The organism is Acaryochloris sp. CCMEE 5410, from assembly GCF_000238775.2.
GTDB lineage: Bacteria > Cyanobacteriota > Cyanobacteriia > Thermosynechococcales > Thermosynechococcaceae > Acaryochloris.
In genome coordinates, this window is the sequence record NZ_AFEJ02000001.1 from 235,341 (window position 1) to 261,957 (window position 26,617).

17 protein-coding genes and 5 pseudogenes are annotated in these 26,617 nt (G+C 45.1%); 12 read left to right on the forward strand and 10 right to left on the reverse strand.

Translation table 11 applies throughout. From position 1 onward, the window contains the following. Positions 1 to 42 precede the first annotated feature (42 nt). The gene (gene gcvP / locus ON05_RS00955; RefSeq protein ID WP_010472943.1) at positions 43 to 2,997 is read left to right on the forward strand and encodes an aminomethyl-transferring glycine dehydrogenase; all 2,955 of its coding nucleotides are present in this window, start codon (positions 43 to 45) and stop codon (positions 2,995 to 2,997) included. A 791-nt stretch (positions 2,998 to 3,788) separates the two neighbouring features. Beyond that, positions 3,789 to 4,244, forward strand: a pseudogene (locus ON05_RS00960) (transposase); the annotation flags it as partial. A 50-nt stretch (positions 4,245 to 4,294) separates the two neighbouring features. Here ON05_RS00960 and ON05_RS00965 read toward each other — a convergent pair. After that, positions 4,295 to 5,822, reverse strand: a pseudogene (locus ON05_RS00965) (IS5 family transposase). Positions 5,823 to 6,089: 267 nt separating this feature from the next. On the opposite strand from ON05_RS00965, the gene ON05_RS00970 reads away from it, so the two are divergent. Then, positions 6,090 to 6,245, forward strand: a complete 156-nt coding sequence (locus ON05_RS00970; RefSeq protein ID WP_175307166.1) for a hypothetical protein — start codon at positions 6,090 to 6,092, stop codon at positions 6,243 to 6,245. Positions 6,246 to 6,316: 71 nt separating this feature from the next. Here ON05_RS00970 and ON05_RS00975 read toward each other — a convergent pair whose 3' ends face one another. Next, positions 6,317 to 7,588 (reverse strand): pentapeptide repeat-containing protein, encoded by a 1,272-nt coding sequence (locus ON05_RS00975; protein WP_010467598.1) that lies wholly within the window; start codon positions 7,586 to 7,588, stop codon positions 6,317 to 6,319. Between the two features lie 270 nt (positions 7,589 to 7,858). On the opposite strand from ON05_RS00975, the gene ON05_RS00980 reads away from it, so the two are divergent. Beyond that, the gene (locus tag ON05_RS00980) at positions 7,859 to 9,082 is read left to right on the forward strand and encodes an S-layer homology domain-containing protein (RefSeq protein WP_010467600.1); all 1,224 of its coding nucleotides are present in this window, start codon (positions 7,859 to 7,861) and stop codon (positions 9,080 to 9,082) included. A 108-nt stretch (positions 9,083 to 9,190) separates the two neighbouring features. Here ON05_RS00980 and ON05_RS00985 read toward each other — a convergent pair whose 3' ends face one another. From ON05_RS00985 to ON05_RS01010, 6 genes are all read right to left on the reverse strand, one after another. Next, entirely contained in the window at positions 9,191 to 10,108 is a 918-nt protein-coding gene (locus tag ON05_RS00985; protein WP_010467602.1) for a LysR family transcriptional regulator, read from the reverse strand. Positions 10,109 to 10,331: 223 nt separating this feature from the next. Beyond that, entirely contained in the window at positions 10,332 to 11,045 is a 714-nt protein-coding gene (gene urtE / locus ON05_RS00990) for an urea ABC transporter ATP-binding subunit UrtE (RefSeq protein WP_010467603.1), read from the reverse strand. A 10-nt stretch (positions 11,046 to 11,055) separates the two neighbouring features. Then, positions 11,056 to 11,811 carry an urea ABC transporter ATP-binding protein UrtD gene (urtD, locus tag ON05_RS00995; protein WP_010467605.1) on the reverse strand — a complete coding sequence of 252 codons (756 nt, stop codon included), beginning with the start codon at positions 11,809 to 11,811 and terminating at the stop codon, positions 11,056 to 11,058. A gap of 23 nt (positions 11,812 to 11,834) precedes the next feature. Beyond that, complete coding sequence (gene urtC / locus ON05_RS01000; protein ID WP_010467607.1) at positions 11,835 to 12,944, reverse strand: urea ABC transporter permease subunit UrtC; 1,110 nt, start codon at positions 12,942 to 12,944, stop codon at positions 11,835 to 11,837. Between the two features lie 49 nt (positions 12,945 to 12,993). Further along, positions 12,994 to 13,971, reverse strand: a complete 978-nt coding sequence (gene urtB, locus ON05_RS01005) for an urea ABC transporter permease subunit UrtB (RefSeq protein WP_010467609.1) — start codon at positions 13,969 to 13,971, stop codon at positions 12,994 to 12,996. A 101-nt stretch (positions 13,972 to 14,072) separates the two neighbouring features. Further along, positions 14,073 to 15,428 carry an ABC transporter substrate-binding protein gene (locus tag ON05_RS01010; protein WP_236618787.1) on the reverse strand — a complete coding sequence of 452 codons (1,356 nt, stop codon included), beginning with the start codon at positions 15,426 to 15,428 and terminating at the stop codon, positions 14,073 to 14,075. Between the two features lie 655 nt (positions 15,429 to 16,083). On the opposite strand from ON05_RS01010, the gene ON05_RS01015 reads away from it, so the two are divergent. The 4 genes from ON05_RS01015 to ON05_RS01030 all read left to right on the forward strand — a co-directional run bounded on the left by ON05_RS01015 (position 16,084) and on the right by ON05_RS01030 (position 21,144). Beyond that, positions 16,084 to 17,175 carry an aliphatic amidase gene (locus tag ON05_RS01015; protein ID WP_010467612.1) on the forward strand — a complete coding sequence of 364 codons (1,092 nt, stop codon included), beginning with the start codon at positions 16,084 to 16,086 and terminating at the stop codon, positions 17,173 to 17,175. A 695-nt stretch (positions 17,176 to 17,870) separates the two neighbouring features. Continuing rightward, a complete protein-coding gene (gene fmdA, locus ON05_RS01020) occupies positions 17,871 to 19,085 on the forward strand; it encodes a formamidase (RefSeq protein ID WP_010467614.1) in 1,215 nt (404 codons plus the stop codon). Between the two features lie 128 nt (positions 19,086 to 19,213). Beyond that, positions 19,214 to 19,492, forward strand: a complete 279-nt coding sequence (locus ON05_RS01025; protein ID WP_010467616.1) for an FmdB family zinc ribbon protein — start codon at positions 19,214 to 19,216, stop codon at positions 19,490 to 19,492. A gap of 47 nt (positions 19,493 to 19,539) precedes the next feature. Beyond that, positions 19,540 to 21,144, forward strand: a complete 1,605-nt coding sequence (locus ON05_RS01030; RefSeq protein WP_010467618.1) for a cation:proton antiporter — start codon at positions 19,540 to 19,542, stop codon at positions 21,142 to 21,144. Positions 21,145 to 21,321: 177 nt separating this feature from the next. Here the strand turns inward: ON05_RS01030 and ON05_RS01035 are convergent. Together ON05_RS01035 and ON05_RS01040 are read right to left on the reverse strand one after the other, a co-directional pair. After that, positions 21,322 to 22,527 (reverse strand): annotated as a pseudogene (locus ON05_RS01035) (IS4 family transposase); the annotation flags it as partial. 640 nt (positions 22,528 to 23,167) lie between these two features. Continuing rightward, a pseudogene (locus ON05_RS01040) lies at positions 23,168 to 24,264 on the reverse strand (IS630 family transposase). A 165-nt stretch (positions 24,265 to 24,429) separates the two neighbouring features. On the opposite strand from ON05_RS01040, the gene ON05_RS01045 reads away from it, so the two are divergent. The 4 genes and pseudogenes from ON05_RS01045 to ON05_RS38305 all read left to right on the forward strand — a co-directional run. Next, a complete protein-coding gene (locus ON05_RS01045) occupies positions 24,430 to 24,816 on the forward strand; it encodes a hypothetical protein (protein ID WP_262561025.1) in 387 nt (128 codons plus the stop codon). Positions 24,817 to 24,836: 20 nt separating this feature from the next. After that, positions 24,837 to 25,229 (forward strand): hypothetical protein, encoded by a 393-nt coding sequence (locus ON05_RS01050; protein WP_262561026.1) that lies wholly within the window; start codon positions 24,837 to 24,839, stop codon positions 25,227 to 25,229. A gap of 236 nt (positions 25,230 to 25,465) precedes the next feature. Further along, positions 25,466 to 25,870, forward strand: a complete 405-nt coding sequence (locus ON05_RS38300) for a hypothetical protein (protein WP_396148458.1) — start codon at positions 25,466 to 25,468, stop codon at positions 25,868 to 25,870. 164 nt (positions 25,871 to 26,034) lie between these two features. Continuing rightward, positions 26,035 to 26,448: pseudogene (locus tag ON05_RS38305) on the forward strand (IS21 family transposase); the annotation flags it as partial. Positions 26,449 to 26,617: the final 169 nt, after the last annotated feature.

Consider the following 26,617-nt stretch of genomic DNA (forward strand, 5'->3'; position numbering starts at 1 on the left):
CTGTCCTACATAGACTCACTGTTTGAGGCATATTTGCTGATTATGACCCAATCCCCAACATCGACTCCCGTTTTTGCTGGACTTTCATCCTCTTCAGGAGATATCAGCAAGTTTGATTCCCTGGCTAAACTCCTGAAACCCTCTGATACCTTTGCTCACCGCCACATCGGCCCCAGCGAATCAGACATCAATCAGATGCTAGACACGATGAATGTTGAGGACTTGGAGGCGTTGATTGATGCAGCAGTCCCTGCTCAAATTCGCCTCAAGCAGCCTCTAAAGTTGGGGTATGAGCGAGGAGAGTATGAGCTAATCCAAGAATTACGCTCAATTGCTGCTAAGAATCAAATTTTTCGGTCCTATATTGGCATGGGGTATGCCGGATGTATTACCCCTCCAGTCATTCAGCGGAATATTCTGGAGAATCCCGGTTGGTATACCCAATACACCCCCTACCAAGCTGAAATCGCCCAGGGTCGGTTAGAGGCTCTGCTCAATTACCAAACCATGGTAATGGACTTAACGGGTTTGGAAATTGCCAATGCCTCCCTGTTGGATGAAGGGACTGCTGCGGCTGAGGCAATGGCCATGAGCTATAACCTGCAAAAGAAGCAGACGGCTAACACCTTTTTTGTTTCGGAGCAATGCCATCCCCAAACAATTGATATCATTCGGACTCGGGCATTACCCTTAGGCATTGAGGTCATTGTCGGTGATCACCAGCAATATAATTTTGCTGATCATGCAACCTTTGGGGCACTGCTCCAATACCCGGCTACAGATGGGAGCATTCATGACTATCGAACCTTTGTGGAGGCGGCCCATCAGGCCGGAGCCTTAGTCACCGTAGCCACAGATTTGCTCAGCCTACTATTGCTAACACCCCCGGGAGAATGGGGCGCTGATATTGCCGTGGGTAATAGCCAACGGTTTGGCGTGCCCCTGGGGTATGGCGGTCCCCATGCCGCATTTTTTGCAACTCGAGCAGCCTATCAGCGCAAAATTCCCGGTCGAATCGTCGGAATTTCCCATGACGTACAAGATAAGCCAGCCCTAAGGCTAGCGCTACAAACCCGCGAGCAACATATTCGTCGGGATAAAGCGACCAGCAATATTTGTACGGCTCAAGTTTTATTAGCTGTAATTGCGGGGATGTATGCGGTCTACCACGGTCCTCAAGGGTTAAAACAAATCGCAAACCGGGTGCATGGATTAACCAGTTTGCTAGGAGTTGGGTTGAAGAAGCTGGGGTTTGAGCTGACCTCAGAGCTATTCTTCGATACGGTAACGGTGAAGTTAGGAACGTTGTCGGCGGAGGAATTGCGGGTGCGATCGCAATCCCAATCCATCAATCTTCGGTATCTAGATGATGAAACTGCGAGCATCGCTTTTGATGAAACTACCACTCCAAAAGATCTCTGGGATGTCCTCAGCCTATTTACCTCGGATAATCTCAGCTTCACCCTAGAAGATTTACTCGCTGAAACCACCGTTGACTATCCTGAACTGCATCAACGCACCAGTCCTTATCTGACTGAGCCTGTTTTTAACAACTACCATTCAGAGTCAGAGCTGCTTCGCTATATGCATCGACTGCAGGCTAAGGATCTGTCATTAACCACCTCAATGATTCCCCTAGGATCCTGCACCATGAAGCTCAACGGTACCTCAGAGATGGCGCCCGTGACTTGGCCTGAGTTTGGTCAACTCCATCCGTTTGTCCCCGTGGAGCAAGCCCAGGGTTACAAAGTGCTTTTTCAACAGTTGGAAGCCATGCTGGCAGAAATCACGGGATTTGCCGGAATTTCTCTTCAACCCAATGCGGGTTCCCAAGGAGAATACACAGGCTTGTTGGTGATTCATCAGTATCATGCCAGCCGAGGAGAAACCCATCGCAATATCTGCTTAATTCCAGACTCTGCCCACGGCACCAACCCAGCCAGTGCAGTGATGGCTGGGATGAAAGTGGTGGTGGTAGCCTGCGATGAGCTGGGCAATATCGATATGGCCGATCTGCGCCAAAAAGCAGAGCAGCATCGCGACCATCTATCGGCCCTGATGGTGACCTATCCCTCTACCCACGGCGTCTTTGAAGAAACCATTCAAGAGATCTGTGACCTGATCCATGAGTGTGGCGGGCAGGTCTATATGGATGGCGCTAACCTCAACGCCCAGGTAGGGTTATGTCGTCCTGGCGATATTGGTGCGGATGTCTGTCACCTGAATTTGCATAAGACATTCTGTATTCCCCACGGTGGCGGTGGCCCAGGCATGGGGCCGATTGGCGTAGCAGCCCACCTTGCCCCGTTTATTCCTCAACACCCAGTCATCTCCATGGGAGGAGAAGCAGGCATTGGTGCCGTAGCAGCCGCCCCCTGGGGCAGTGCCAGTATTCTACCCATCTCTTGGGTGTATATTGCCTTGATGGGCGCGAGGGGCTTAACTCAGGCAACCAAGGTGGCAATACTGAATGCGAACTATATTGCCAAGCGCCTGGAAGCTTATTACCCCGTCCTTTACAAAGGTAAGTCGGGTTTAGTGGCCCATGAATGCATTCTGGACTTAAGAGGCGTCAAGAAAACGGCTGGGATTGAGGTCGAAGATATTGCCAAACGACTGATGGACTATGGCTATCATGCCCCGACCGTGTCTTGGCCAGTCCCTGGCACCATTATGATTGAGCCGACGGAAAGCGAATCCAAGGCTGAACTAGACCGATTCTGCGAAGCGATGATTGCCATCCGAGCAGAGATTGCCGAAATTGAGGCGGGACAGGCAGACGCCCAGAACAACGTCTTAAAAAATGCACCCCATCCTGCCGATGTGGTGATTGCCGATAGCTGGGACCGACCTTATTCAAGAGAGAAGGCAGCTTATCCTGCACCCTGGACTCGGGAGTCTAAGTTCTGGCCTGCCGTCAGTCGGATTAACAATGCCTATGGCGATCGTAACTTGGTCTGCTCCTGTGCACCGCTATCAGACTACGCTGAGCAATAACAGGAAGCTACATTCCCTGTAATTCTCTTTTGCCCCTTATTCATCGTTTATTACCCAAAAAAGATGAATAAGGGGCATATTTTATCGTTTAATCCTAACTGACCGTATTCTATTTAACAGATTTCAGGATGAGAATCATTTAATAATTAATTAAGATGGTTAGCGATTAATATTAATCACTATCCTGACTGACTTTAATCACAGTCAAGCATTATCACTCCACCCATAATAGCGACAGAAACTATCATCTGTTGCGACAGCATTTTAGTAGATTATCAGCTCTGTTAACTGATATATCCTCTTGCTACTGCAAACTTTTCAAGAAATATCAATATTACTAGTGAAGGTTGTTATGCCAGACCATATTTGCACTCAGATTCCAGTTATTAAAGATTCCTCAGATCTGGAGAATCAAGCTCAATCAGCAGCCTCACAAACTCAAGCATATTCGACATCCTCACCTTATTGGACACCTATTGCGCTGTACTACCTTGAGCGAGAAGTAGAGTGGGCTAGAGGATAGAGTCTTCATTATTATTTAGTGCTCTGATTTGATAGAGCCTAATTTGAGAGTTTGAGAATTAGGATAGCAACCCATTGATTGGCTTGAATCGCCCGCAAGATTGGTTCCCCAACATGAATTGAAGGCGAGTCTAGCTTTATGGAATTGTCCAAATTGAGGCGTTGCAGTGTGACCAAATTTCATCTTCGGACTGAGCAGATTCTCCAGGGGGACTTTACCCTTCAACCACTCAATCTCATTTTGAACTTTCAGGTGAATTGTCCAGGTTAGCTCGAATGCTGTGCTGAAGCGAAAAATCTCGAATTTACTAGAGCAGGCCCGGCTCCAGTATTGTCGAACCCAACAAAAGGCTCGATTATTTGATGGTGTCTACTACGCGGCTACCATCTGGGACTATCCTCGACGCCTGGTGATGAAGGCTAAATATCTGCCCAAAGGGGCCAATCCTCGGTTTGTCCTGACCAATATGATGTTGAGTCCGCAGCAGCTCTATGATACGTTTTATGTTCAGCGCGGTGGGGATAGTGAGCATCCCATTAAAGAACTCAAGCGAGGTATTCAAGCAGACCGACTCAGTTGTCACCGGTTTATGGCGAATCAATTTCGTCTGCTGTTAGCGCAGGCAGCCTATTTACTGGTGATTACGTTACGTCAAGCTGCCCAGGGAACGGAGTTAGCGACAGCTCAAGTAGAACGTCTGCGATGTGCGATGTGCCCTGATTAGGGTTTGCTGAAAAAGTAAATTGAGCTAATTCCTGGCATCAAATCGTACAATCAACCCAGTTGTGACGGCCAGGGCCATATTCCTTCACTGGCCCTAGAAAAGCCCCAAGGCAGCCCTGGCAGCTCCATAACGCTTTCCAACACCAGCAATCCCACCCAAAAATGAATGATAAAGGTGGCGGAGCCACCGCTCTAGATTCATCACCAAGAACGTGATAGCAATCGCACTAGCAGCCGTATCCGCTAACTTCGCCATCACTCGATTCAAGCCAAATCTTCGCTTGGCCTGCCCAAACTTGCCCTCAATTTGGACTCTCACCTTTTCGTCCTCCCGTGCTTGTTGCTTGAGTTGGCCCTGCACCTGGGGGTCTTGTTGAGGTCTTCCTAACGGTGGTCCACTCAATCGGATACCTCGAGCTTTACACCATCGTCGATTAGCTCGGGTTCGATAGATTTGGTCGGCATGGACTGAGAGAGGATAATGGCCAAAGCGACGATGAAAAGCTTCCACTTGATATTGAAGATGCTGGGATTCATTGAACGCATCCCAGCTTAAACGTTCCAGAAACACACATCCGTTGACACAACTGAGGGATAGCTTGGCCCCAAACTCAACAGGTACTCCAGCTTTGCCTCGGACCATCGGTCGGACATGAGGCTGAGTGAGGCTGATAATACGGTCATCTACTCGACGCACGTGCTGTTGATACATCCACTCTTGCTGTCGAAAGACTTCATGAATCACCAGCAACAGACGGTACTGTCGCCGGGACAGTCGGGACAGAGACGCTCCTAAAGCTATCAATCCATCAATGTGGGCTAGATTCCGACGCACATAGCCCAACTGCTGACGAATCCCTTTACGAATCAGCTTGCGACTCGGTTGACGTTTCTTGGCAATGGCCAGATAAGCTTTGCGGGCCTTTTGGCGGTAGGTGCGAGGTTTGCCCTTGAGAGACAGCATGACTTGAGCATATAAAGCATCAAGGATGGCTTCACTCGCTTTGCGGGCATCATTGAGCAGATCTAAGTCTGTCGGATAGCGAATATCGGCTGGCGCACAGGTCGCGTCTATCAACAATTGGCCCTGGTTGGGAGGGGCAGGAGGCTCATCTTCGTCATCTTCAGGAGAAGGAGATGACTCAGGGGACATCACAACAGGAGAACCCTCAGATGCGAGCACTGATTCCACGACTGCGTCGTTGACTTGAGTCAGCAGCTCTAGATTCAACCGTTGGCGAAAGTGAACCAGCATGGAGGCATCAAACGGAGCACTCTCTCGATATTCACTAAAACCCAGAAAGTACTGCAAGTAGGGGTTCTCTCGAATCTGTTCTACGGTCTCTGCATCGGATACACCCAGTTTCTCTTTGATGATTAAGGTCCCTAAGGCCACACGAAAGGGTTTGGCAGGTGCCCCCATGGTCTGACTGAATTCCTCTGCATACTCTGACTCAAAGCTCTCCCAAGGAATCAGCTCGGCGAGTTTGACCCAGCGATTCTCTTCTGATAGTTTGCCTCCGAAGGGCAAGTAGAAGTTCTTAAAGGACAGTTGACCGGGGGATGGGCGACGATACATTGGGGTGCATGTGCAAAGGTTTTGAGTATTTTGAACGATTTTCCTTGCACTTCTCAAGGGCGCTCAACACTTGGATACACTGCAAATATTCAACCTTAGACTTTCGAAGCAAGCCCTGATTAAAGGGGCTGCTCGGGTCAGAGTGTCTGTGTGACGAGTTCTTGTGGAGCTAGCAACATTTTGTCCCTTTGAAAAAGAGATTCGCTTAATTGCTCAACGATTATGTAACCCGATGCCACTCACGTTAAAGTCGCATCCAATTGGGTCATGAATAATCCAGGCTATGGATCTAATCGAGCAACGAGTCAAGTGTCTATTCTGGCAATGGGGCAAGCTTCGGTGGAATTATCGGGTCAGGCATCAGTACAATCTGATGGTCAGACAGCCATGGGCAATGCTTCTGTAGCAATCTCCATTATTTAAATAGACACAAGCTAAATTGATACCCATAAACAATTACTCAGTTGCCTTTTATGCCTGTCCCCTTCCTGGGATCAACGACTGCTCTCAAGTTTATTAGGAATCCCTTCGCAACCACCAGGAATTGATGCTCTCGTCTTTTTCCCTCCCCACGCACAACAGTAATACCGTTGCTCTTCGGATAATCCTTTCGCTTTAGAAAAATCGGCATTTTCAATTACAGCCCCAGTTTGAACACCGGTTTGAAAGTTGGGTGGATTCATGCGATCGCGTGGTGTTACCTGTTCCACTTCCCCATAGAAAAATCGGGTCCGGGTCAAATCCGTCTTAGATAAATTGGCTCCATACAAAATACAGCGGGACAAGTTAGCCCGACCCAAATCACAGCCCTGTAAGTTAGTGTGAACCAAATTAGCTTCACTCATTTCCGTCCGTCGGAGGTCCGTCCCGGACAAATCGACGTTCGCCAACATACCCACTAGGTCAATCACTCGTACGCCATATTCCAAGTCTTCCTCATATCCCCCTAACCCATCAAAAATGGCGCGACCTAATCTGCGATCGCGTTTTAACGGCGTCAATAACTTAGAACTGGACAGGAACCGAATCACCTTTGCCTTTCCTTCAGCACTCAGTCCCGTCAAGATTGCTGCGGTTCGGCCTTCAGCAATAGCTCGCTCCGGGGGCCAATCTTCTAACAATCCTTCTTCATTGATGACCAAATCAGAAATGCCCTGGAAATAGGCATCAATCGTTTGTTGTTGGGTAATCCGGTTTTGCTGCTCTGTTAATTCTTTGGAAATCACGTACTGACGCCAGGCCACATAAAGCGCTAAAAAGGCCACTAAAATTTGCCCCACTGCTCCAAAGGAGTCTGCTAGAGCACCCACTGCTTCCCAATTGACCGTCCGTCCCCCCAGTAACATTTGGGGCAACCCTGTAAATTGAATAACGCCGATCAGGCCAAAAACACTCAAAACACCCGCTAAAATCAGTTGCTGATTCCGAACAGACACCCATTCCTGCAGGGCTTTACTCAAGGGAGGCCACAGTACTCTGAGAGACAACCACAGCACCACCACGGCTGCCGGTAGGCCAATCCAGGGATTATGAAACAGCAAGCCCACAATCAGGACAACCGTTGCTGCTCCGGTTACCAGCTCGATAGAAGAAGAAGCGGTAGCAGATTGCAACAACCTGGTGGAAGACGATTTTAATCCTGCTAATGAGGGAGACAACTCTCCTTTGCCATTTGCAAGAGACCGTTCCGTCTCATCAACTGATCGATGAGATGCCGAAGACTTTTGTTCTTCTGGATTTGGCGTTGGGGATGAAGGCCGTGTCATGCACTTTTCGAAAAGAGACTACAGATACCGCTTTTATTTAATCGTAGTCTGCCCCAAACACGAAGATTGTTACCTTTAAGCGTTTATTCCCAGATTAATCGCCATCAATAAGTTCGGTTCTAACAGCAATTATCATAAATATTTTACTAAGAAGTAAAAATATTTATGATGTTCCCTTGCCCAATGGGAGTCTCCTTTTTCAAGATTAATTCCCAAATGGAGAATTTTCTTCTCTCCAGTTTGTTGGGATTTGTATAGGGACTTAATGCGATGTTCAAACGTCACTTTTTGGGGTTGGGTAGTGCAGGAGTGAGCATAGGTTTTCTCTGGCTGAACCCAGGTATAGCTTTGGCTGCACCAGGTTGTGAATCGGCTCAACCACTTACTTTAGCCAGTATTGGATCACCATCGAATCCTGCTCTACCTCCATGTATTTTGGCTAAGAGACCGTTTTCTGACACCCGTAATCATTGGGCAGAACCTTTTATCTCAGCCTTAGTCAAACGAAAAATTGTCAGCGGTTTTCCAGGGAATAGATTTAAGCCTGATGCCCCGGTAACCAGGGCAGAGTTTGCAGCCATGCTTGCCCAGACCTTTGACTATCGCTCGCCCCGTCAATCTCCTAAATCCTTCCCCGATGTCACAATTTCTTGGCAGAAACAACCCATTGGCAAAGCCTACGCCCTAGGGTTTATGTCCGGTGGCCCCAAGGGACGTTTCAACCCAAACCAGGCGATTACGCGATTGCAGGCACTGGTTGCCCTTTCCTCGGGGTTAGAACTGACCGCTCCAGGCAATCCGGTTCGGGAATTAAGTCAACAGTTTAGAGATGCAAATCAAGTTCCCAGTTGGGCTGTTGAAAAGATTGCAGCCAGCACTCGCCGTAAAATCGTCAGTAACTACCCCAGTCCCCAAGTATTGTCTCCCAATCGCACGGCAACCCGAGGAGAAGTGGCCGCCTTTATCTACCAAGCATTAGTCAACGCCAGAAAAGCGCCCCAACTAGCCGCCAAAAATGTATCTCGCAAATATATCGTCGGTTATCAAGGCAGTGCTACCTACGATATTAAAGATTTGGTCCCCCTGCATAATCAAGTCCGTTCAGAGGTAGGGGTTGGCCCCATCACTTGGTCTGATGATTTAGCAGAATATGCCACTGAATGGGCCAATTACCTGGCCACAAAAGGGGGCTGTAAACTCACCCATCGCCCCTTTAAAGGAAAGTGGAAGCAGAAATTCGGCGAAAACTTATTTATGGGCAGTTTCACCGCTTTTAACGTGACCGATGCTGTCAAGACTTGGTACACGGAAAAGAATAAATATGACGGGAAGCCGCTCAACCGTTCAAATGCTGTCTTGGCTAGCCACTACACCCAACTTGTCTGGGGAAAGACCCGAAAATTCGGCTGTGCCCAGGTTACCTGTCAGAAAAGACTGATTGTGGTGTGCAATTATGATCCACCTGGTAATCATCTGGGGGAAAAGCCATTTTAGTGGCTTGTTCGATTGCAAATTCAGCGGCTTCACCTTCCATAAACTTTCCAAAGTCCTTTTATGAAGATCAAGTATAAATAGCAATATAAAGTTGCATTTAAGGTTGAGTCACATCCCTTTGATCATTAGCTGATAGTTTGATAACTGAACTGATGCTCGTATCGTTTCTAATAAAGACTTGGCTTCAGGGCTAAGGGAATATTTCGGGTTAGTAGCAATGACAACTTCATGTACAAGAGGAATTCCAGGGATAGCTTTAACGACTAGATCATTATTTTGAAGGTTGGAGGCAACCTGAGAACCGGGTAAAATAGCAACTCCAAAGTTGGCTAGTAAGATTAATCGTAAGGATTGGGCACCACTAAATTCAACAACTGTCTTGATACTGTGCTTGTTAATTCGAAATAACTCTTCCACAACAGAACGTATTCCGTAATTAGAGTCTTGCCGAGGCAGAACAATAGGATACTGGCAAATATCGTCCCATGTAAAATTAGCGACTTGAGCCAATTCATGAACAGAAGAACATACTAAACTCAGAGGCTCTTCATACAAAACTTCAGTATGAAGCGTTTCGATGGGTAAAGGTGAAGACATCCAAGCTAAATCAATCTTCTGATTTTGCAAGCCATGAATAAGTTCATCCAGTGGATACTCAAAGATTTGCAGGTTGATATTAGGATTGAAATCATGGAAGTTTCTCAATACAACCGACAAACAGTGTTCAGCATTAACACTAGTTAACCCTAAACTTACTTTATTTACAGAGGTTTGAGCTGCCTTAAGAGCTGCAAATACGCCTGTTTCAACATTTTGCAAACCCGACTGGCAATACTCAATAAAAGCCTCACCCGCTTTACTTAAATAAACTTTATTTGAACCACGATTAAGTAACTTAACCCCAACAATACGCTCAAGTCTCTGTATTTGTTGGCTTACAGTGGGTTGAGATAAATTCAAGGCTAATGCGGCCTCAGTAAAACTGCCTCTCTCAGCAACTTCAATGAAAGAAATGAGGGCCGACATCTCTATATTACTAAGACAATACTTATCCATCAAAAAGGCTACAAGTCAAAGTTTAAACAACTAAAATCCTAGAAAATAGCTATTGAATTACACATTATGAACTTTCAGTATTTGATGTTCTCATTAATCAAAATCAAAATCTTTTCGACTTTATTGTGTTAATAAAATGCGATAGCTAATCAATAAAAACACTTACTTAAAACAGGCATCTATCTTAAGACTTTTATACTGCCAAATAGCGATGCAATAAGGAATTTGTGAGTTTATCAGTTTTACCTTTTTCCACGATAGCCCCCTTCTCCATGATGAAGAATTGCTGAGCAAGTTTACGAGCAAATTCAATTTTTTGCTCAACAACAATGATAGTAATGCCTTTCTCAATATTGATACGTCTCAAAGTATCTTCAATTTCTTGGACAATAGAGGGCTGAATTCCTTCTGTTGGCTCATCCAGCAACATAATTTTAGGGTTACACATTAAACCACGTGCTATGGCAAGTTGCTGCTGTTGACCTCCACTTAATAGTCCCCCTTGACGTTGCAAATGCTCTTTAAGCATTGGGAAAAAATCATAAATCTCGGCTGGAATACGCTTTGCTTTCTTCCCGCTCGCGCTAAAGCCCATCTTCAAATTATCTAATACGGTCAAGTAGGGAATAATTTCTCGACCTTGAGGAATATAGGCAATTCCTTTTCTAGCTCGTTTATAAGTTGGGGCCTTAGAGATATCAACATCATTGAAGAAAATCCCACCGCTAGTGATATTATTTAGTCCGATAATGCTTCGCAATAGCGTAGTTTTCCCAACACCATTTCGTCCTAACAAACAGGCGATCTGCCCTTCACCAACCGATAGGTCAACATCAAACAAAACTGGAGTTTGGCCATAGCCAGCCGTTACATTGACCAAATCTAATAATGGCCTAGTGACAGCCATATCATCTTCTTTACGCAGCAGAGTTGATGGTTTCACGACCGAGATAAACCTCAATAACTTTAGGGTTAGCTTGAATACTTTCGATAGAGCCTTCTGCCAAGACCTGGCCTTGGTGAAGCACTACGATTCTTTTGGCTATTTGTTTCACAAATTCCATATCATGCTCAATCACCACAACTGCATGAGATTTGGAAATGCTTTTAATAATTTCTCCTGTCATGTAGGTTTCGTCTCCTGTCATCCCAGCTGTAGGTTCATCCAGTAAGACGATGGATGGATCCTGAGCCAAAACCATTGCAATTTCAACCCATTGCTTTTGGCCATGGGATAGAGAAGAAACCTGTTCAAATGCTTTGTCGACTAAGCCGGTTCGTTCTAGAGCATTGTGAATTTTGCTTTTTTTGGTTTGAGTTAATTTGGCTGTGATGGAGGTCAGAATCCCATGGGTTCCCTTGAGAGCTAAGAGAATATTGTCAAATACGGTTAATTCGTTATAAACATTCGGATTTTGAAACTTCCGGCCAATTCCCATCCGAGCGACTTCATGGGGAAGCTTATTGGTAATCTCCTTTCCTTGATACCGAATATGCCCCGAGGTTACAGGAGATTTACTCACAATGGCATCCAGCAATGTACTTTTCCCAGCGCCATTGGGGCCAATAATCGTCACAATTTCACGATCGAATACATTCAGGTTCACACCACTCAAGGCTTTAAATCCTGAAAAAGTGACATTTAAATCTTCAACGGATAAAACAGCATCCATATACTCCAACCCTCAATCCAATACTATTTATTTTTCGTCAATGCAGATATGGGTAATGGCTTCGGCTTTGATAAATTTGCCATTGAAGCTTGCTTAGGTAACAGACTCATCAATCCATTCGGAAGGAATAGGACGACAACTAATAACAAAATCCCAACAACAAGTTGCCAATCCTGAGTCACTTTTTCAGCATAGTTTTGTACTTGTCCCAATAAAATCGCGGCAACCAATGGCCCCACTAAGGATCCTCGACCGCCGATAGCCACCCAGATAACCACTTGAGTACCAAAAGCAACCGCTAAGTACACTGGAGAAATGAAGCGATTGAGGGGGACAAATAGCCCCCCCGCTACACCTGCGATCGCAGCTGAAAGGGTCCAGATAAAAATCTTGAATTGCGCTACATCATATCCCAAAAAAGATATCCGTTTTTCATTCTCATTAATCGAACGTAAAATCAGACCAAAATTAGATTGCGTGAGGAACCAACTTAAAGCAATCACAAAGGCCGCATAGGCCAAAATCAGAAAATATAGTCCTATCGGTTTAACTTGAACCCCAAAAAATCTAAGGCTGCTAACATCGGTAATCCCATTTGTGCCACCGGTATAGGCCTGTTGACTAATGAAAAAAGTGGTTAAGGCAGATGAGATCGCTAAAGTAATGATGGTGATATAGACCCCACTCACTTTAGAACGAAAGATAAAATAGCCAATAATATAAGCAAATAATGCTGGAACAGCGAAAGTTGCAACTAGAGCCACAGGAAAATGCTTCAAAGGAGCAATAAACCAAGGCAATTTTTCTAGTCCATTCCAAACCATAAAGTCTGGCAATTCTCCACCATAAGTATTTGAAGCGGCCGAGAGATTCAGCTTGAGATAATAGGCAGAAGCATAGCCTCCCAACGTAAAAAAGACCCCATGGGCAAAACTTAGAATACCTGTAAATCCCCAAACTAAGTCTAGGGAAACTCCTAGCGTGCCAAACAGCAACAGTTTAGACATCAAAGACAACTGAAAGCTATTCAAAGCAAAGGGCAATATAGTAAAAATCAGTAGTGAAATACCACTCACCACAACCAACTTCTTGGGAAAAGTTGTTTGTTTATATCCCATAACAATATTCGTCATTTTTAAACCTCCAAAAGATCATCAACTTGTTCGGACTTAATTCTGGGAATTATGCCCGCTTCTGAACTGTAAATAGACCTTCCGGACGATAACGAATTAACATGATGACGGCTCCCAACACGATGACTCTAGCCAGGGGGTCATTGAGAAGAAAGGCGATGATGGCATTAGCCTCACCAATCAGTAGAGAGCCCGCTAAAATTCCAATCAACTTATCAACGCCCCCAGTGACCACCACCATCCAAGCGTCTACTAAGTAATCTTGGCCCATCGGAGGGGCCACAGACTTTAAAGCCGAAATAACGGCACCCGCTACTCCAGCTAAACCACAGCCGTATGCAAAAGTCCCCATATCTACTAGTTTGGTGTTCACGCCAAGGCACATGGCCATATCTCGATTTTGAGTCACTGCTCTAATCTGCCTTCCCCAGGAAGTGCCATAAAAGAGATACAAGGTGAGTCCTAATAATGCCAGTGCGACGCCAACAATAAAAAGACGATAGTAGGAAATAGCGACTACCGCAGCACCGTTTTCATCTGAAACCAAGGGTATATTTCCAGACAAATAAGCGGGAGCTTTCACATACTTCAATTGAGCTGTAAAAATCAGCTTTACAACGCCCTGCATCACAATACTCAATCCCCAGGTCGCTAATAGGGTTTCTAGGGGATTACCATACAATCTACGAATAATAGTAATTTCTACGGCTGCACCAATTAGAGCAGTAATTAAGAACGCTAAAGGAATTGTCAGGAGTAGGTCTAATTGAAAGGCATCTTGAAACACAAAGGTGACATATGCCCCTAGCATAATGAACTCACCATGAGCCAAATTTATAATGCGCATCACTCCAAAAGTGATCGCTAAGCCTAAACCTGTTAACAGCAAAATTCCCACAATACCGATCCCATTGAGGGCTTGATTAAGAAGGGTATAAACATCAAAACCTTCAGGAGAGGCAGCTTCTTCCTGAGCCAACAAGAAGTAGGGGGTCGAAAATACTGAAGAGAATGAATAATCCAACATAGGCTTAATTCCTAAGACCTAATAAAGCTAAAGACTACGGGTGAAGTAGAAAAACAGCACCCAGTTCTACATTTCTAGACTGAGAATCTGGTTATTGATAGTTAGGAGAGATACTTAGGTTCTAAATCTTTACCCGTCTCAACCGTTGGGTCTACACGAGTGTCAGGCGTAGGATGAACACAAGTCCTACCTTTATAGAGGGTCTGGCTCCAAGCAATCGGTTTCACTGCTGCATCTGTCGAAAAGACAATTTCTGCTTGGCCATCCTCTTTCCACTTGCCAATTCTGGAATAAAGGTAGGTATGGTAATTCTCAGGGTCTATTTTGACCTTTCCTTGAGGTGCATTAAACTCCTGCCCTCTTGTTGCCTCCCGGATGGTTGCTGTATTGAGTTCTCCACCTTCATCCAGAATCTTCTTCATCGCCTGGGCCATAAAGAAAGTTTGTAAATATGCAGCTTCCATCACACCGTTCGTAACCCGGTTCCCACCAAACATCTCTTTAAACTGCTCTACAAAGAGCTTGTTTTCTGGTGTGTCTACGGTCTGAAAATAGTTAAAGCTTGTGTAGTGTCCAGCTGAGTATTCAGGTCCCATAGCCTGAATTTCTTCTTCGGTAGTGGGATAAGCCATAATCGGCATCTTATCTGCAGTAATTCCCGCGTCCTTAAATTGCCGATAAAAGGCTGGAATACTATCACCAACCAGGTTACTTAAAACAAAATCAGGTTTTGCTGCTTTGATTTTGTTGATAATCGTAATGAATTCTGTTGTACCCAGAGCTGCGTATTCATCCCCTACAACCTTTCCACCAATTTTTTCTAATTCTGCCTTGGCAATACGGTTACTCTCTTTAGGGTAGATATAGTCAGAACCAATAAAGAATCCTTTGGGACCAAAGTTTTTGTGACAATAGGGAATAGAGTCCGTGATCTGTTGGTTTGGAGCCGCTCCAGTATAAAAGACATTAGAACTACATTCATTGCCCTCGTAATAGACCGGATAGTAGAGAATGGCGTCCTTGTCTTCAAAAACAGGTAAGACAGATTTTCGACTAGCGGATGTGTAACATCCCAATACACATACGACCTTATCTTCATCGATCAGGCGCTTGGACATTTGATTATATAAATCCCAGTTGGAGTCTGGATTGACGACAACCTTTTGGATTTTACGGCCAGCAATACCCTCACCATTCCCTTCCCAGGGTCCAGTTCCAGAATTAATTTGCTCAATGGCCAAGAAAGTCGCATCTTGGAGTGATTTTTCTACAATGGCAATGGTGCCCGTCGTAGAATACATCACACCAACCTTGATAGGATTCTCTCCTAAATCAACACTCTGGGTAGAAGAACCGCTTGAACATGCTGCGACAATACCAGAGCCAACTGCTAACGAACTATACTGAATAAATTTTCGACGACTGATGCCTACAGAGGATGATTGGGGCTTTGTCATAGTTTTAGCTAACCAAAACAGGTGCAAATACAACATAATCAGGCGAAAATACTTAAGCCTAAGGAAGAACAAGAGCCATTTAATATTCAACAAAAAAGCTGGTGCTCTTTTAATGGCTGTCCTTCAAAAGTATTTCACTCGAAATTATTTTATTTGAGGTGCATAGGTTACTCGCTCAGCTAGCAGGTAAAGACCTAAGTACCGATCAGAAGAAATATCATTAGTAAAAGATTACTGTAGTTTTAAATTGATTTTGTAATCCTATATACAAGGTAGCTGCTATTATAATAAAATTGACTTTATACGTAAAAAAATAGGTTTGTATGTCATGAAACCACTACTTTATGAAGCTAGGCAGAAACTAATGCATGGGCTTTTTAAGTGAGATATCTGGAGAAAAGGACGAATCTGATTACTTGAACATCAGCATTATTGGGTTTCACAATATGCCTATTGATTAACTCAATAATTCTTCTGCTATTTTATCGTTGCTTATGAATTAGTATTGTCACCAATGAAATAAGCGTATTAATTACGGGAATAAGCCTTTTTAAAAATATTCTATGCAATGTATAAAGGAATACATTTGTTTAGAGATGTTTGTTTGACTTATGGTCAATTTCTCTTGTGAACCCCATTAAAATAGGAGAGTCAGATGGCATTCCATGGTGATATTTCTTCAAGTTATGATTCTGTTGGCGTTGCTGTCGTTAACTACAAAATGCCGAGGCTACATACTCAAGATGAAGTATTAGCTAATTGCAATAATATTGCTGAAGTTATAGATGGAATGAAGCAGGGCCTGCCTGGTTTAGACCTTGTGATTTTCCCTGAGTATTCAACTCATGGCATCATGTATGATTCCCAAGAGATGATGGATACAGCTTCCAGCATTCCAGGCCCTGAAACGGATATTTTTTCAGAAGCTTGTATCCGGAATAAAGTGTGGGGTGTGTTTTCCCTCACGGGGGAGCGCCATGAACAACACCCAGATAAAGTCCCCTATAACACCCTTATTCTGATGAATGATCAGGGGGATATCGTCCAAAAGTATCGCAAAATTATGCCTTGGACTCCCATTGAAGGATGGTATCCAGGAAACTGTACGTATGTTACCGATGGTCCCAAAGGTTTAAAAATTAGTCTGATTATTTGTGATGATGGCAATTATCCTGAAATTTGGCGTGATTGTGTTATGAAGGGCGCTGAATTAGTCATTCGCTGCCAAGGATATATGTATCCCGCCAAAGAACAGCAAATCATTGTTTCGAAGGCGATGGCATGGATGAACAATACTTACGTGGCGGTTGCAAATGCTGCGGGCTTTGATGGCGTGTATAGCTACTTTGGTCATTCTGCCATCGTTGGGTTTGATGGTCGAACCTTAGGTGAATGTGGTGAAGAAGAAAATGGTATTCAATACGCTGCGTTATCCAAATTTTCGATTCGCGATTTTCGTAAACACGCCCAATCTCAAAACCACCTCTTCAAATTGTTGCATCGGGGATATACCGGCATCATTAATTCAGGGGAGGGAGATCAAGGCATGATGGAATGCCCCTATGACTTCTATAGGGAATGGGTTTTAGATCCTGAATCAACGAAGAAAAAGGTAGAAGCGTTAACACGACCAACGGTGGGAACCCATGAATGTCCCATTGATGGCATCCCCAATCAAGCTACCAAGATCCCTGAAGTGAGAGTGAAAGAATCAGAGCCGATTCCGGTAAGACAAATCATTCCCTAAGAATAGATGGTTGGGAAATCTCAGGATAGAGACCTCAAGGATCTATTTAAAACGTTGGGCCAGTCCTTTTTTGATTAACTAAATCAAGATAATTTCATAATATTAATATTTTTAAAAAATGATCTAATTATACAATTAGGGTCTTAGGTTTTGTTTGAGAATTATTTAATAATAGATTAAATATAAATAGTATCATAGCAAACAAAAATAATATTTAGTCGTTGTATAGTTTTAGTTAGATTCACTCCAGCCTATGTTCTACGTAGGCCTTTTCTTTGCTTTTTTAAAATTTTATTCTATGTAAGTATTCAAATCTGAAATCATTTCTATATATGTTTTAAGACAATTAAGCCTTATAACTTTAGATTTATATATAGTCAATAAAATTATTCTAAATAAGCTTAGAGAATTTTGCGTAAGGTGGATATTCTATGGGTATTTAGGGAATTGCTTTAATCCATCTAAATCAATATTTACTCCGGCTAGGAATTTATAAAAATACTTTAATCCGTGGGAAAATAAATATTTTTATTAATCTTTAACAAAAAGTATCTAAATTATCTTTTAACTAAATTTTCCTGCTTTAATCTAACAATCATATTCATTCCAGAAATTAATATTCTTGAGACTAATTCATAGATAAATAAATATAAATAGATAAGTTTCGTTATTACTACTATTAGGACTGCATCACTATGCCCGAAACTCTCTTCAAAATAGATCTGACGAAACCGATGCATGAACAAGATGTGCCAGGCCATAATCGATGGCACCCTGATATTCCAGCTGTCGTCTCTGTTAATCCAGGAGATATCTTCAGAATCGAATGTAAAGACTGGACAGATGGACAAATTGGCAATAATGATGATCCCAGTGATATCCGAGATGTTGAGCTACAAGTTGTTCATGTACTCAGTGGTCCGATTCATGTAAATGGTGCAGAACCAGGGGATATCCTAGTTGTGGACTTGCTTGATATTGGTGCTTTACCCGGAGATGAATGGGGGTTTACAGGCATATTCGATCGTAATAATGGAGGAGGATTCCTGACGGATCACTTTCCTGAGGCAGCAAAAGCCTGTTGGGATTTAGAAGGTATCTATACTAAAACTCGTCATATCCCTGGGGTAAAATTTGCGGGCATTACCCATCCTGGACTTATTGGATGTGCTCCATCCCAAGAATTATTAAATACCTGGAATCAAAGGGAACAAGCATTAGTTGACAAAGGGGACAGTGGTTGGGGGCCACCTTGGAAACCCCCAATCCCTCCCTATGCAGCGCTTCCCAACCCAAATTATGCCGTCCTTGGGAAATTGGGGAGCTATGTCAATAAGGGACCAGAGTTTGACCGTGTTGCAGCAGAAGCCGCGCGTACGGTCCCTCCCCGAGAACATGGTGGTAACTGCGACATCAAAAACTTATCAAAAGGATCCCGCATCTATTTCCCGGTTTATGTTGAAGGAGCTAAGTTATCCATGGGGGATATTCATTTCTCTCAAGGAGATGGAGAGATTTCTTTCTGTGGGGCCATTGAGATGTCTGGCTATATTGACTTACACGTCGACATCATTAAGGGGGGGATGGAAAAGTATTCGATGATCAACCCCATCTTTAAACCTGGTCCCGTTGAACCTCATTATTCTGAGTATCTAATCTTTGAAGGAATTTCTGTGGATGAATTTAGCGGAGAGCAATATTATCTTGATGCTCATGTGGCTTATCGAAGAGCCTGTTTGAATGCGATTAACTACTTGAAAAACTTTGGATTCACGGGAGAACAAGCTTACTTGTTACTGAGTTGTGCTCCCGTTGAAGGGCGAGTTAGCGGTATTGTGGATGTTCCCAATGCTTGTTGTACCCTTGCTTTACCCACTGCCATTTTTGAGCAAGATATTGTTCCCTCTTAATTCAATCTAATTGGTCATCCATTGTTGATGTGTTCTTCTCCTCAATGATTGAGTGCTGAGTCAGTTTTCAGTGCTCAATCTTCTCTCGTTTCTTATTTATTCAATAGTTTTGGAGAGTAAATTTTTATATGCCTTTGTACGATTATCGGTGTAATGAATGTGGAGATTTTGAACAATGGCTCCAGATTTCTGATTTAGATTCACCTGTCTATTGTTCAGATTGTGATCAGGTTGCCAATCGGCTCATTTCTGCTCCAAACATTAGTCTTAATTCGGGTCGTTTTCCCAAAAAGTATGACACTCCTGAATTGGTGACTCGTAAAAAAAGATCTGTGCCTCCCCCTCGCTTACAAGAGGCCAAAGCTGGACGTCCCTGGATGGTCAGTCATTCCCCCGCTCGGTATTAACATCGCTCTTCCTGCATACTATTCGACAGGAATAGATAGGGCTGGGGATGCTAGAAAGTACAATTTGGATTTTGATCGTTGGGTTTGGGGCTGGACAGTTCGCCAAACGCCTAGGGGCGCCTAGCCTGATTGGTATGATTTTGGTCGGTATTCTCCTGGGCCCCGAAGGATTCAATCGCATTAGTGCTGGTATGCTTGCCAATGCGTCCGAGTTACGCCAGTTTGCCGTTATGGTGATCTTGATGCGAGCGGGGCTGGGACTCGATCGAGACAAGCTGAAGCAGCAAGGAAGTGTGGCCCTGCGGCTGGGGTTTTTACCTGCAATATGTGAAGCGATCGCAATCACCGTAACCGCGATGGTGCTCTTTCAATTCAACTGGGTTACAGGGCTACTATTAGGATGCATCATTAGTGCTGAATCTCCTGCAGTTATCGTTCCAGGAATGCTGCGGCTGAAAAATCTAGGATGGGGCGTAGGCAAAGGTATCGCTGATGCCATCTTGACAGGGAGCGCTTTATCAGATGTCTTTGTCCTCCTGGTCTTTAGCTTGTTGATCAATTTCCTGACTCAGGAGCAAAGCAATGGGCTGGCCCTGCTTCCCCTACAAGTTGTAATGCAAATTGGTGTCGGTGCATTATTTGGCTATGGCGTTGCCCGATTATTTACCCTTCTCTTGACCCAATCATTGTGGGTGGAAACTCAGGTGCAAGAAGTGCTCGTCGCGGTCTGTCTTGCCCTCTTGCTGGTGGTTGGCAACCGTTTCTTACCGATTTATTCTGGCTACCTGGCAGTGATGGCCTTTGGCTTTTTCATGATTGAATTTTCTCCTCCCCTGGCACGGCGCATGCGTATTGGGTTTAACACCTTGTGGGTCGGTGCTGAAATCGTCTTGTTTGTTCTTATGGGAGCCAGCATCCAGCTTCAGGTTTTGGGCAAAACTTTTTGGCCAGCACTACTAATATTGGTAATTGGCATTGTGTTTGGCCGAACGCTGGGGTGGACCTTATCCACCTACCGTAGCAATTGGAACTGGAAGGAGCGATTGTTTCTCCTACCGGGCAATTCAGCTAAAGCGACCGTTCAGGCAGCCATCGGTGCTGTACCCCTCAGTCTCAATCTAGACGGTGGTGACATTATTCTTGCGGTAGCCGCTCTATCCATCCTGATCACGGCTCCCTTTGGTGCTTGGGCTATTCCTGCTTTTGCACCTGAGTTACTGACTCAAGATCCCATTGATCCCGCTAAAGTAACGGTCAATCGTAAGACTATCCTGTTAGCCGCAGTGGATACCTCAGAATTAGCGGTGCCCGTGTTAACGAAAACAGCTGAAGTTGCTCGTCGTTGTCAAGCTGAAGTGATCGTCGTCCATGCCCTCCAAGGTGAACCCGCCGCATCGACCCAGATTTTAGAAACCCAAATCAGTCGATTGTTATTAGATGTGCCCCACCAATTTATAATGATCGCTGGAACGGTATCAGATGTACTTCTCAAGTCTGCACAGCAATATCAAGCGGATGAAATCATCATGGGCAAACGGGGGCATCGACCTTGGCAACAAGTCTTTATCGGTTCTGTATCTAGAGCTGTATTAGCAACCAGCACTATTCCAGTGATGTTGGTCGAACCCCAATACAGTTCGGATAGACTCTAAGCCGTGTTAGGTATGGCAAAAGCTAATCTCTGCACATTAGTTCCACAGCCTCTGTGTACTGGTTTTCTTGAGGGGAACTTTGACCTTGGCTTGTTGACAACTCTGGGATTGCTCCTTCCCAGTCGAGGGGGTAGGGTCTGTTCTAAAATCTCGTGCGCTAGCCAACTGAGAAAAAAGGAGATCTTTAGCAGATGCGGCTTGAAAAGTGGGAACTGCTCTGCGTAGAACTTTGAGGGTGCCAGTGAACCCGATACTCAATGGTGAAATCTCACGTTGTTGTGCGGCTTGAAACATTAAGCACCGAATCGCCCAATGGGCTAATAACCATCCATACACTTCTTGAATCACTTCCCGTGGATTCTTGGAACGAATCGGGGTTTTGCGACCATTGAGGTGGGTCTTCAATTCATCCAGTGTGTTTTCGACCTCCCATCTTTGGTGGTATTCTTTCGCCAGCAATAAAGCTGGGAACAAGGCAATATCGAGCAAGTCCGTTATCAATCGGTAGACCTGGGGTTCGGCCGCTTCCTCCATGGTGTATTCAATGACTCGCACTTGAATGCGGGTGCCTCCTTTTTTCTTGGATTTACGGTCTGGGGCAATCCAACTCAGATAAGACCCGTCTGCAAGATCTTTGACTCGTTCAAATTTCACATTGGCAGGCACCCGTCCGAGGAGGTGGCACTTCTGCTTGAGCGTCGCGTTGACCATCTTGTACGAATGCAGTCCTCGGTCCCACATCAGCAGCATCCCTTCGCTCACCGAACGCAGCAGTTTAATCGCTCTAACTCGTTCCCCCATCCGATAGGGACATATCAGCGCATCCGTGATCAGATGCGTCCCTGCTTCCACCAGAATCACCAACCGAGCTTTAGGAAAGGCTGAACGGGTGCCTGCTCGACTACCGGGATAGCCAAATACGCTGGCATTCGCGTCCGTATCGGGCACATCAAACAGTGTTCCATCCAGACTCATGATTCGCAATCCCCCGAGAAAAGCACCAGGAGTTTGTAAGGTCGCTAACGGATGCACGATTAAGGCAAACAAATGGCTTACCACCCGAGGACCAACTCGTTGACGCGCTTCAGTGATGGAAGATTTGCTCGGTACTCGCCAGCGTTGGGATAGCCGTATCCAGTCTCCGCTTAAGCCGGATACTAAGTTCTTGATAACATCGACAACCGAGTCATCTGACCAAAAGTGCATTGCAATCACTAAGGCGATGACCATGTGCGTGGGTAAGCGTCGGTTCCGTTGCTCTCGGCTATCAGTAGCGTCAATGGCTTCGGTAATCTTGTTCGCAGGAATAGCCGTCTCAATGGCCTGGAACAGCTCTCCTGGCTTGATATCAGGAGAAATCAGAGTGAAATCTTGCAACAGCATTAATGGGCAGTCTTACTAGCAGGACAGCCAATAATCTACCTTGTCTTATGCTTAACCGAACAGTATTGGGTCGAACCCGATCGTTCTACCTCTAAACCTATTTGCTAGTCAAAGAATTTTATTCAGCATGAAAACAATTTGACTAGATAGGTATACGGATAATCTGATTTTGAATTGTCCTTCAGGTTTTCGCTCAAGATAGATACTCTTTCTGCACGTAAATAAGCTAGCTATGAATTTACTTTGTTAGTAATTTATTTATTGTAGGCGATGCTCTTGTTCTAGTGAATCTGCTATTAAATTAAATAATTGATATATTAGATTATTTTATAGTTAATTTTACCTAGATATCTATGCCTTACCCACAAGTGGATTAAACGCATATGCAGAAGCATTTTTGGTGCTAAGACAAATGTTTCAATATCCCGTAGATTGGCCTTTTCCACAGCATCGTCAACGACAGAATAGGGGTTCAACCTCCTCGCCGTGCCCACTAGGCATTCTCTGGGGCAAAGAATAAGGGGGGTTAGCTCACCTCAAGTCTTTTGCTGGTAAGTACTTCAGGACTTGTGGGTAAGGCATAGACCTAGATATAGTAGTTAACTTTTGGGTTTAGTAAAGCTAAAGAAGCTACTATACTCTAGACGGCTAAGATATTAACATTCTTAAAAGACTGAAACTTGAGTGATAGAAGGCTTGTGAGTTTCGCCTTGTGCTCACCATTGCACTGGTCGAGGCACTGTTGAATGGCCCCTTTGAAGGCGGGAAAATCAGCATAATACTTCGAGTAGAGACATTCTTTGCGCACAAAGCGCCAGAGCCGCTCAATCAAATTCAACTGGGGTGAATAGGCGGGCAAAGAGACTAACTCAATATCGACGATCTCGGCACAGTCTGTCACCAGTTGGCATTTTTGATATCGAGCATTGTCTAAAATCACGCTGATGGGTATGACTGGATCGAGTAGTGCGAACTTGGCTAGCAACAGACACATGCTATGAGAGTTGATGTAGGTGTGGTTGGTGATGCTGATGACGTCTTTGGTGATGGCGTTGAGTGCACCGAGAACATTGAATCGTTGACGACCAGAAGCGGAGGGGATGAAGATCCGACGGATGCACCAGAGAAACCCCAGATAAGCCCGGTGAACAAAATGAGCAGCATCCATAAAAAGACAAGACGCTCTTGGCGTTGAGCTTCCTCTAGTAAAGGCTGAAGGCGAGTGTGTCGCAAGTGCTCTTGTTCCTCAATTTTCTCGGGCAGACTCGACTTTCCCGGCACATACCCCACTTTTCGATAGCGACAACCGATGCGCTTGAGGAAAGCTTTGATCTGGGTTGGACTACGCTTAATGCCCGTTAATTGTTCAATGACGGCTTGAGCTTCTGCACTGGTGCGGGGCGGGTGTTGTTCAAAGTAGGCTCTCACACTATCGCTATAAGCGTTGAGTGAACTGGGTTGACCTTTGTATTCCAGGGTCTTCAGCCCTTCAATTCCTTCTTGTTGATACAGACGAAGGGTTTTGGCTAAGGTCGGACGGCTAATCTGACAAAGCTGGCAGATTTGGGTATGGGAAAGACCTTGGCTCTTCAAGTAGAGAACTTCCATGCGTCGCTGCACCCGTGGGTGAGGATGATGATAGCGTTCGTCGTTGAGGTGTTGGATTTCCTCTACGGTGAAATCAATTTTAATCATGCAAGTAGGAGAGTAGGTTGGAGGATACTCCCAGCATGCCAAATCTCTTCGTGACTATGTTAAGTCACAAGTCGTCCGCAGTATAAAAAATTGGGGAATATGATTTCTATGACATTAGACCGGGCGTAAGCACAGAATCGGGGATGTATGGCTCAAAGAAAAACGGGTCAAGGACAATAGATCCTGTACCCGAATCAAAAACTTGTCATGAGCCTAACATCGCAATTGCCAACCGTACTAGAGCATCACGAATTTCTAGAACAGGTCGAAGCACTCAAAGAATCACCCAGCCTGAGTCAGATGGTTTATATCGTTCTGCAAATGGGTTTGTATTTGGCTCGATGGCTTCTGGAGGATGAACTCTCACGGCGAGCAAAACAGTATTTGAATGGCCTAGGTGTAGCACCTGCGGAACCCGCTTGCACTCGAAGGGATGGGAATCTCGTCAGATGCAGACACTGGTGGGAAATATTTACTGAAAGCGACGGGTGGGTCGTTGTCCAAAAGGGTGTCCAGGTAGTCTATCAGCTCCTCTGGACCAATCCATTGGGATTACCTCTTACCAGCACAGCAGTAAAGAACTGGTGCGTCTAGGCTGCTTGTTAAGTCTATTTATGCCCTATGAACTGGCCAGTTGGATGCTGAGTCAGTGGAGTGGTTTATCCGTCAGTTCATCAAGCTTGTGGAATTGGGTGCAAGTCATGGGCAACAAAGCTTATCAGGAGCTAGAGGCTCAACTCAAAGCTCAAGCATCAGGTGAACAGGCTCCTAGTGAAGCGATTTCAGAGGTGTTGTCTGCTCTGCCTTTGGCCATTGCTGCTGACGGTGTGATGGTGCCCTTTCGCCCCACTCCGAAAACCCCCAAGGGAAAAATCCAGTGGCGAGAAGTTAAAGTCGCTATCTTAGCCCGCCTGGGAACACGGCTCACCCGAGCTAAAAAGAGTGTCCCCCAACTACTGCGTCGAAGACTGGTAGCAGTATTGGGTATTAGACGACAATCGAGCTGACGGATTAATGACGATGTCGTGTCGGCTATAGCTATGAAGAAACCAGCCATCCCCTGAGAGGGATAAAACAAAATCTCAATTCTCTAGAAACGATGTGTGAGATCGCGTTTCTAGAATTTAATCTCAAGAAAAAAGACACTTTTAACATCCCCATTCGATAGAGGGCTGTACAAGTGCCTAACAAAACAATTGATTCCTATCATACTCGTGTTTATATGAACGGAAGAGACCTCGGCTTGAAACAAGCTGATGCAGCTTACATTGCCGAAATATCCCCCCGAACCGGCCAACGAATTGAGGCCGGTACCCATCAACCTAATCGCGGCCGCATGCAGGACCAACGCACCGTCCCTGACCCCTTGGCGGATGTGTGGGAAGACGAGCTAGAGCCAATGCTGCGTCGAGATCCGCGCCTCAAACCCATGACCCTGTACGAGTATCTGCAGGATAAATATCCAGGCCAGTATCCCCAAGTCCTGCGGACCCTGCAACGTCGGGTAAGAACGTGGAAAGCCTTGCATGGTCCGAGCCCTGAAGTGATGTTTGAACTACGTCATGAACCAGGGTACAAGGGTTCTCCGATTTTACAGAACTCAAGGGCATCACGATTACCATTGCCGGTAAACCGTTTGAGCATCTGATATACCATTACCGTCTGGGATATAGCGGCTGGCGATATGCCCAGATTATCCAAGGAGGCGAAAGCTTTGTCGCCCTTTCAGAAGGATTACAAAATGCCTTTGAAGCCTGTGGAGGTGTTCCTAAACAGCATCGTACCGATAGTTTGAGTGCAGCCTATCGCAACATGGGCGGCCGTCGGTCCAAAAATCTCACGCGTTTGTACGACGAACTGTGTGACCACTATCGGCTAGAACCCACTCGTAACAACAAAGGTATAGCCCATGAAAACGGTTCAATCGAGTCTCCCCATGGTCATTTGAAGAACCGAATTAAGCAGGCGATCTATCTGCGCGGCAGTGCAGATTTTACGAGCGTTGCTGAATATCAAGCCTTGATTGATGCACAGGTCGCCAAGTTAAATCAGCAGTGCCAAACCAAGTATGAGCAGGAAAAAGAGCATCTGCAACCCTTACCTAAATATCGAACCCCTGACTATGAAGTGCTCACGGCCAAAGTCAGCAAACGCAGCACCATTGATGTCCGCTGCATTCTATACACCGTTCCTTCTCGGCTAATTGGCCGTCAATTGGAACTGCATCTATACCACGACCGGATTGTCGGCTATCTGGAACGACACCCGGTTGTGGAACTGCCAAGAAAACGCGTCAGTGGCAAAGGCAAACGTCGAGACCGTTGCATCAACTATCGCCATGTGATTGGTTCAATGCGATTGAAGCCTCGTGCTTTTATCTATTGCACCTGGCAAT

Bases quoted from the DNA above. Each gene is read 5' to 3' on its own strand.
- ON05_RS00985 (WP_010467602.1), bottom strand. From the start codon at position 10,108: ATGTCGGCCCTCATTTCTTTCATTGAAGTTGCTGAGAGAGGCAGTTTT.
- ON05_RS01015 (WP_010467612.1), top strand. From the start codon at position 16,084: ATGGCATTCCATGGTGATATTTCTTCAAGTTATGATTCTGTTGGCGTT.
- ON05_RS01030 (WP_010467618.1), top strand. From the start codon at position 19,540: ATGCTAGAAAGTACAATTTGGATTTTGATCGTTGGGTTTGGGGCTGGA.
- ON05_RS01050 (WP_262561026.1), top strand. From the start codon at position 24,837: ATGCCCTATGAACTGGCCAGTTGGATGCTGAGTCAGTGGAGTGGTTTA.
- ON05_RS00975 (WP_010467598.1), bottom strand. From the start codon at position 7,588: ATGACACGGCCTTCATCCCCAACGCCAAATCCAGAAGAACAAAAGTCT.
- urtD (WP_010467605.1), bottom strand. From the start codon at position 11,811: ATGGATGCTGTTTTATCCGTTGAAGATTTAAATGTCACTTTTTCAGGA.
- fmdA (WP_010467614.1), top strand. From the start codon at position 17,871: ATGCCCGAAACTCTCTTCAAAATAGATCTGACGAAACCGATGCATGAA.
- urtB (WP_010467609.1), bottom strand. From the start codon at position 13,971: ATGTTGGATTATTCATTCTCTTCAGTATTTTCGACCCCCTACTTCTTG.
- urtE (WP_010467603.1), bottom strand. From the start codon at position 11,045: ATGGCTGTCACTAGGCCATTATTAGATTTGGTCAATGTAACGGCTGGC.
- urtC (WP_010467607.1), bottom strand. From the start codon at position 12,944: ATGACGAATATTGTTATGGGATATAAACAAACAACTTTTCCCAAGAAG.
- ON05_RS00970 (WP_175307166.1), top strand. From the start codon at position 6,090: ATGAATAATCCAGGCTATGGATCTAATCGAGCAACGAGTCAAGTGTCT.
- ON05_RS01025 (WP_010467616.1), top strand. From the start codon at position 19,214: ATGCCTTTGTACGATTATCGGTGTAATGAATGTGGAGATTTTGAACAA.
- ON05_RS01045 (WP_262561025.1), top strand. From the start codon at position 24,430: ATGAGCCTAACATCGCAATTGCCAACCGTACTAGAGCATCACGAATTT.
- gcvP (WP_010472943.1), top strand. From the start codon at position 43: ATGACCCAATCCCCAACATCGACTCCCGTTTTTGCTGGACTTTCATCC.
- ON05_RS01010 (WP_236618787.1), bottom strand. From the start codon at position 15,428: ATGACAAAGCCCCAATCATCCTCTGTAGGCATCAGTCGTCGAAAATTT.
- ON05_RS00980 (WP_010467600.1), top strand. From the start codon at position 7,859: ATGTTCAAACGTCACTTTTTGGGGTTGGGTAGTGCAGGAGTGAGCATA.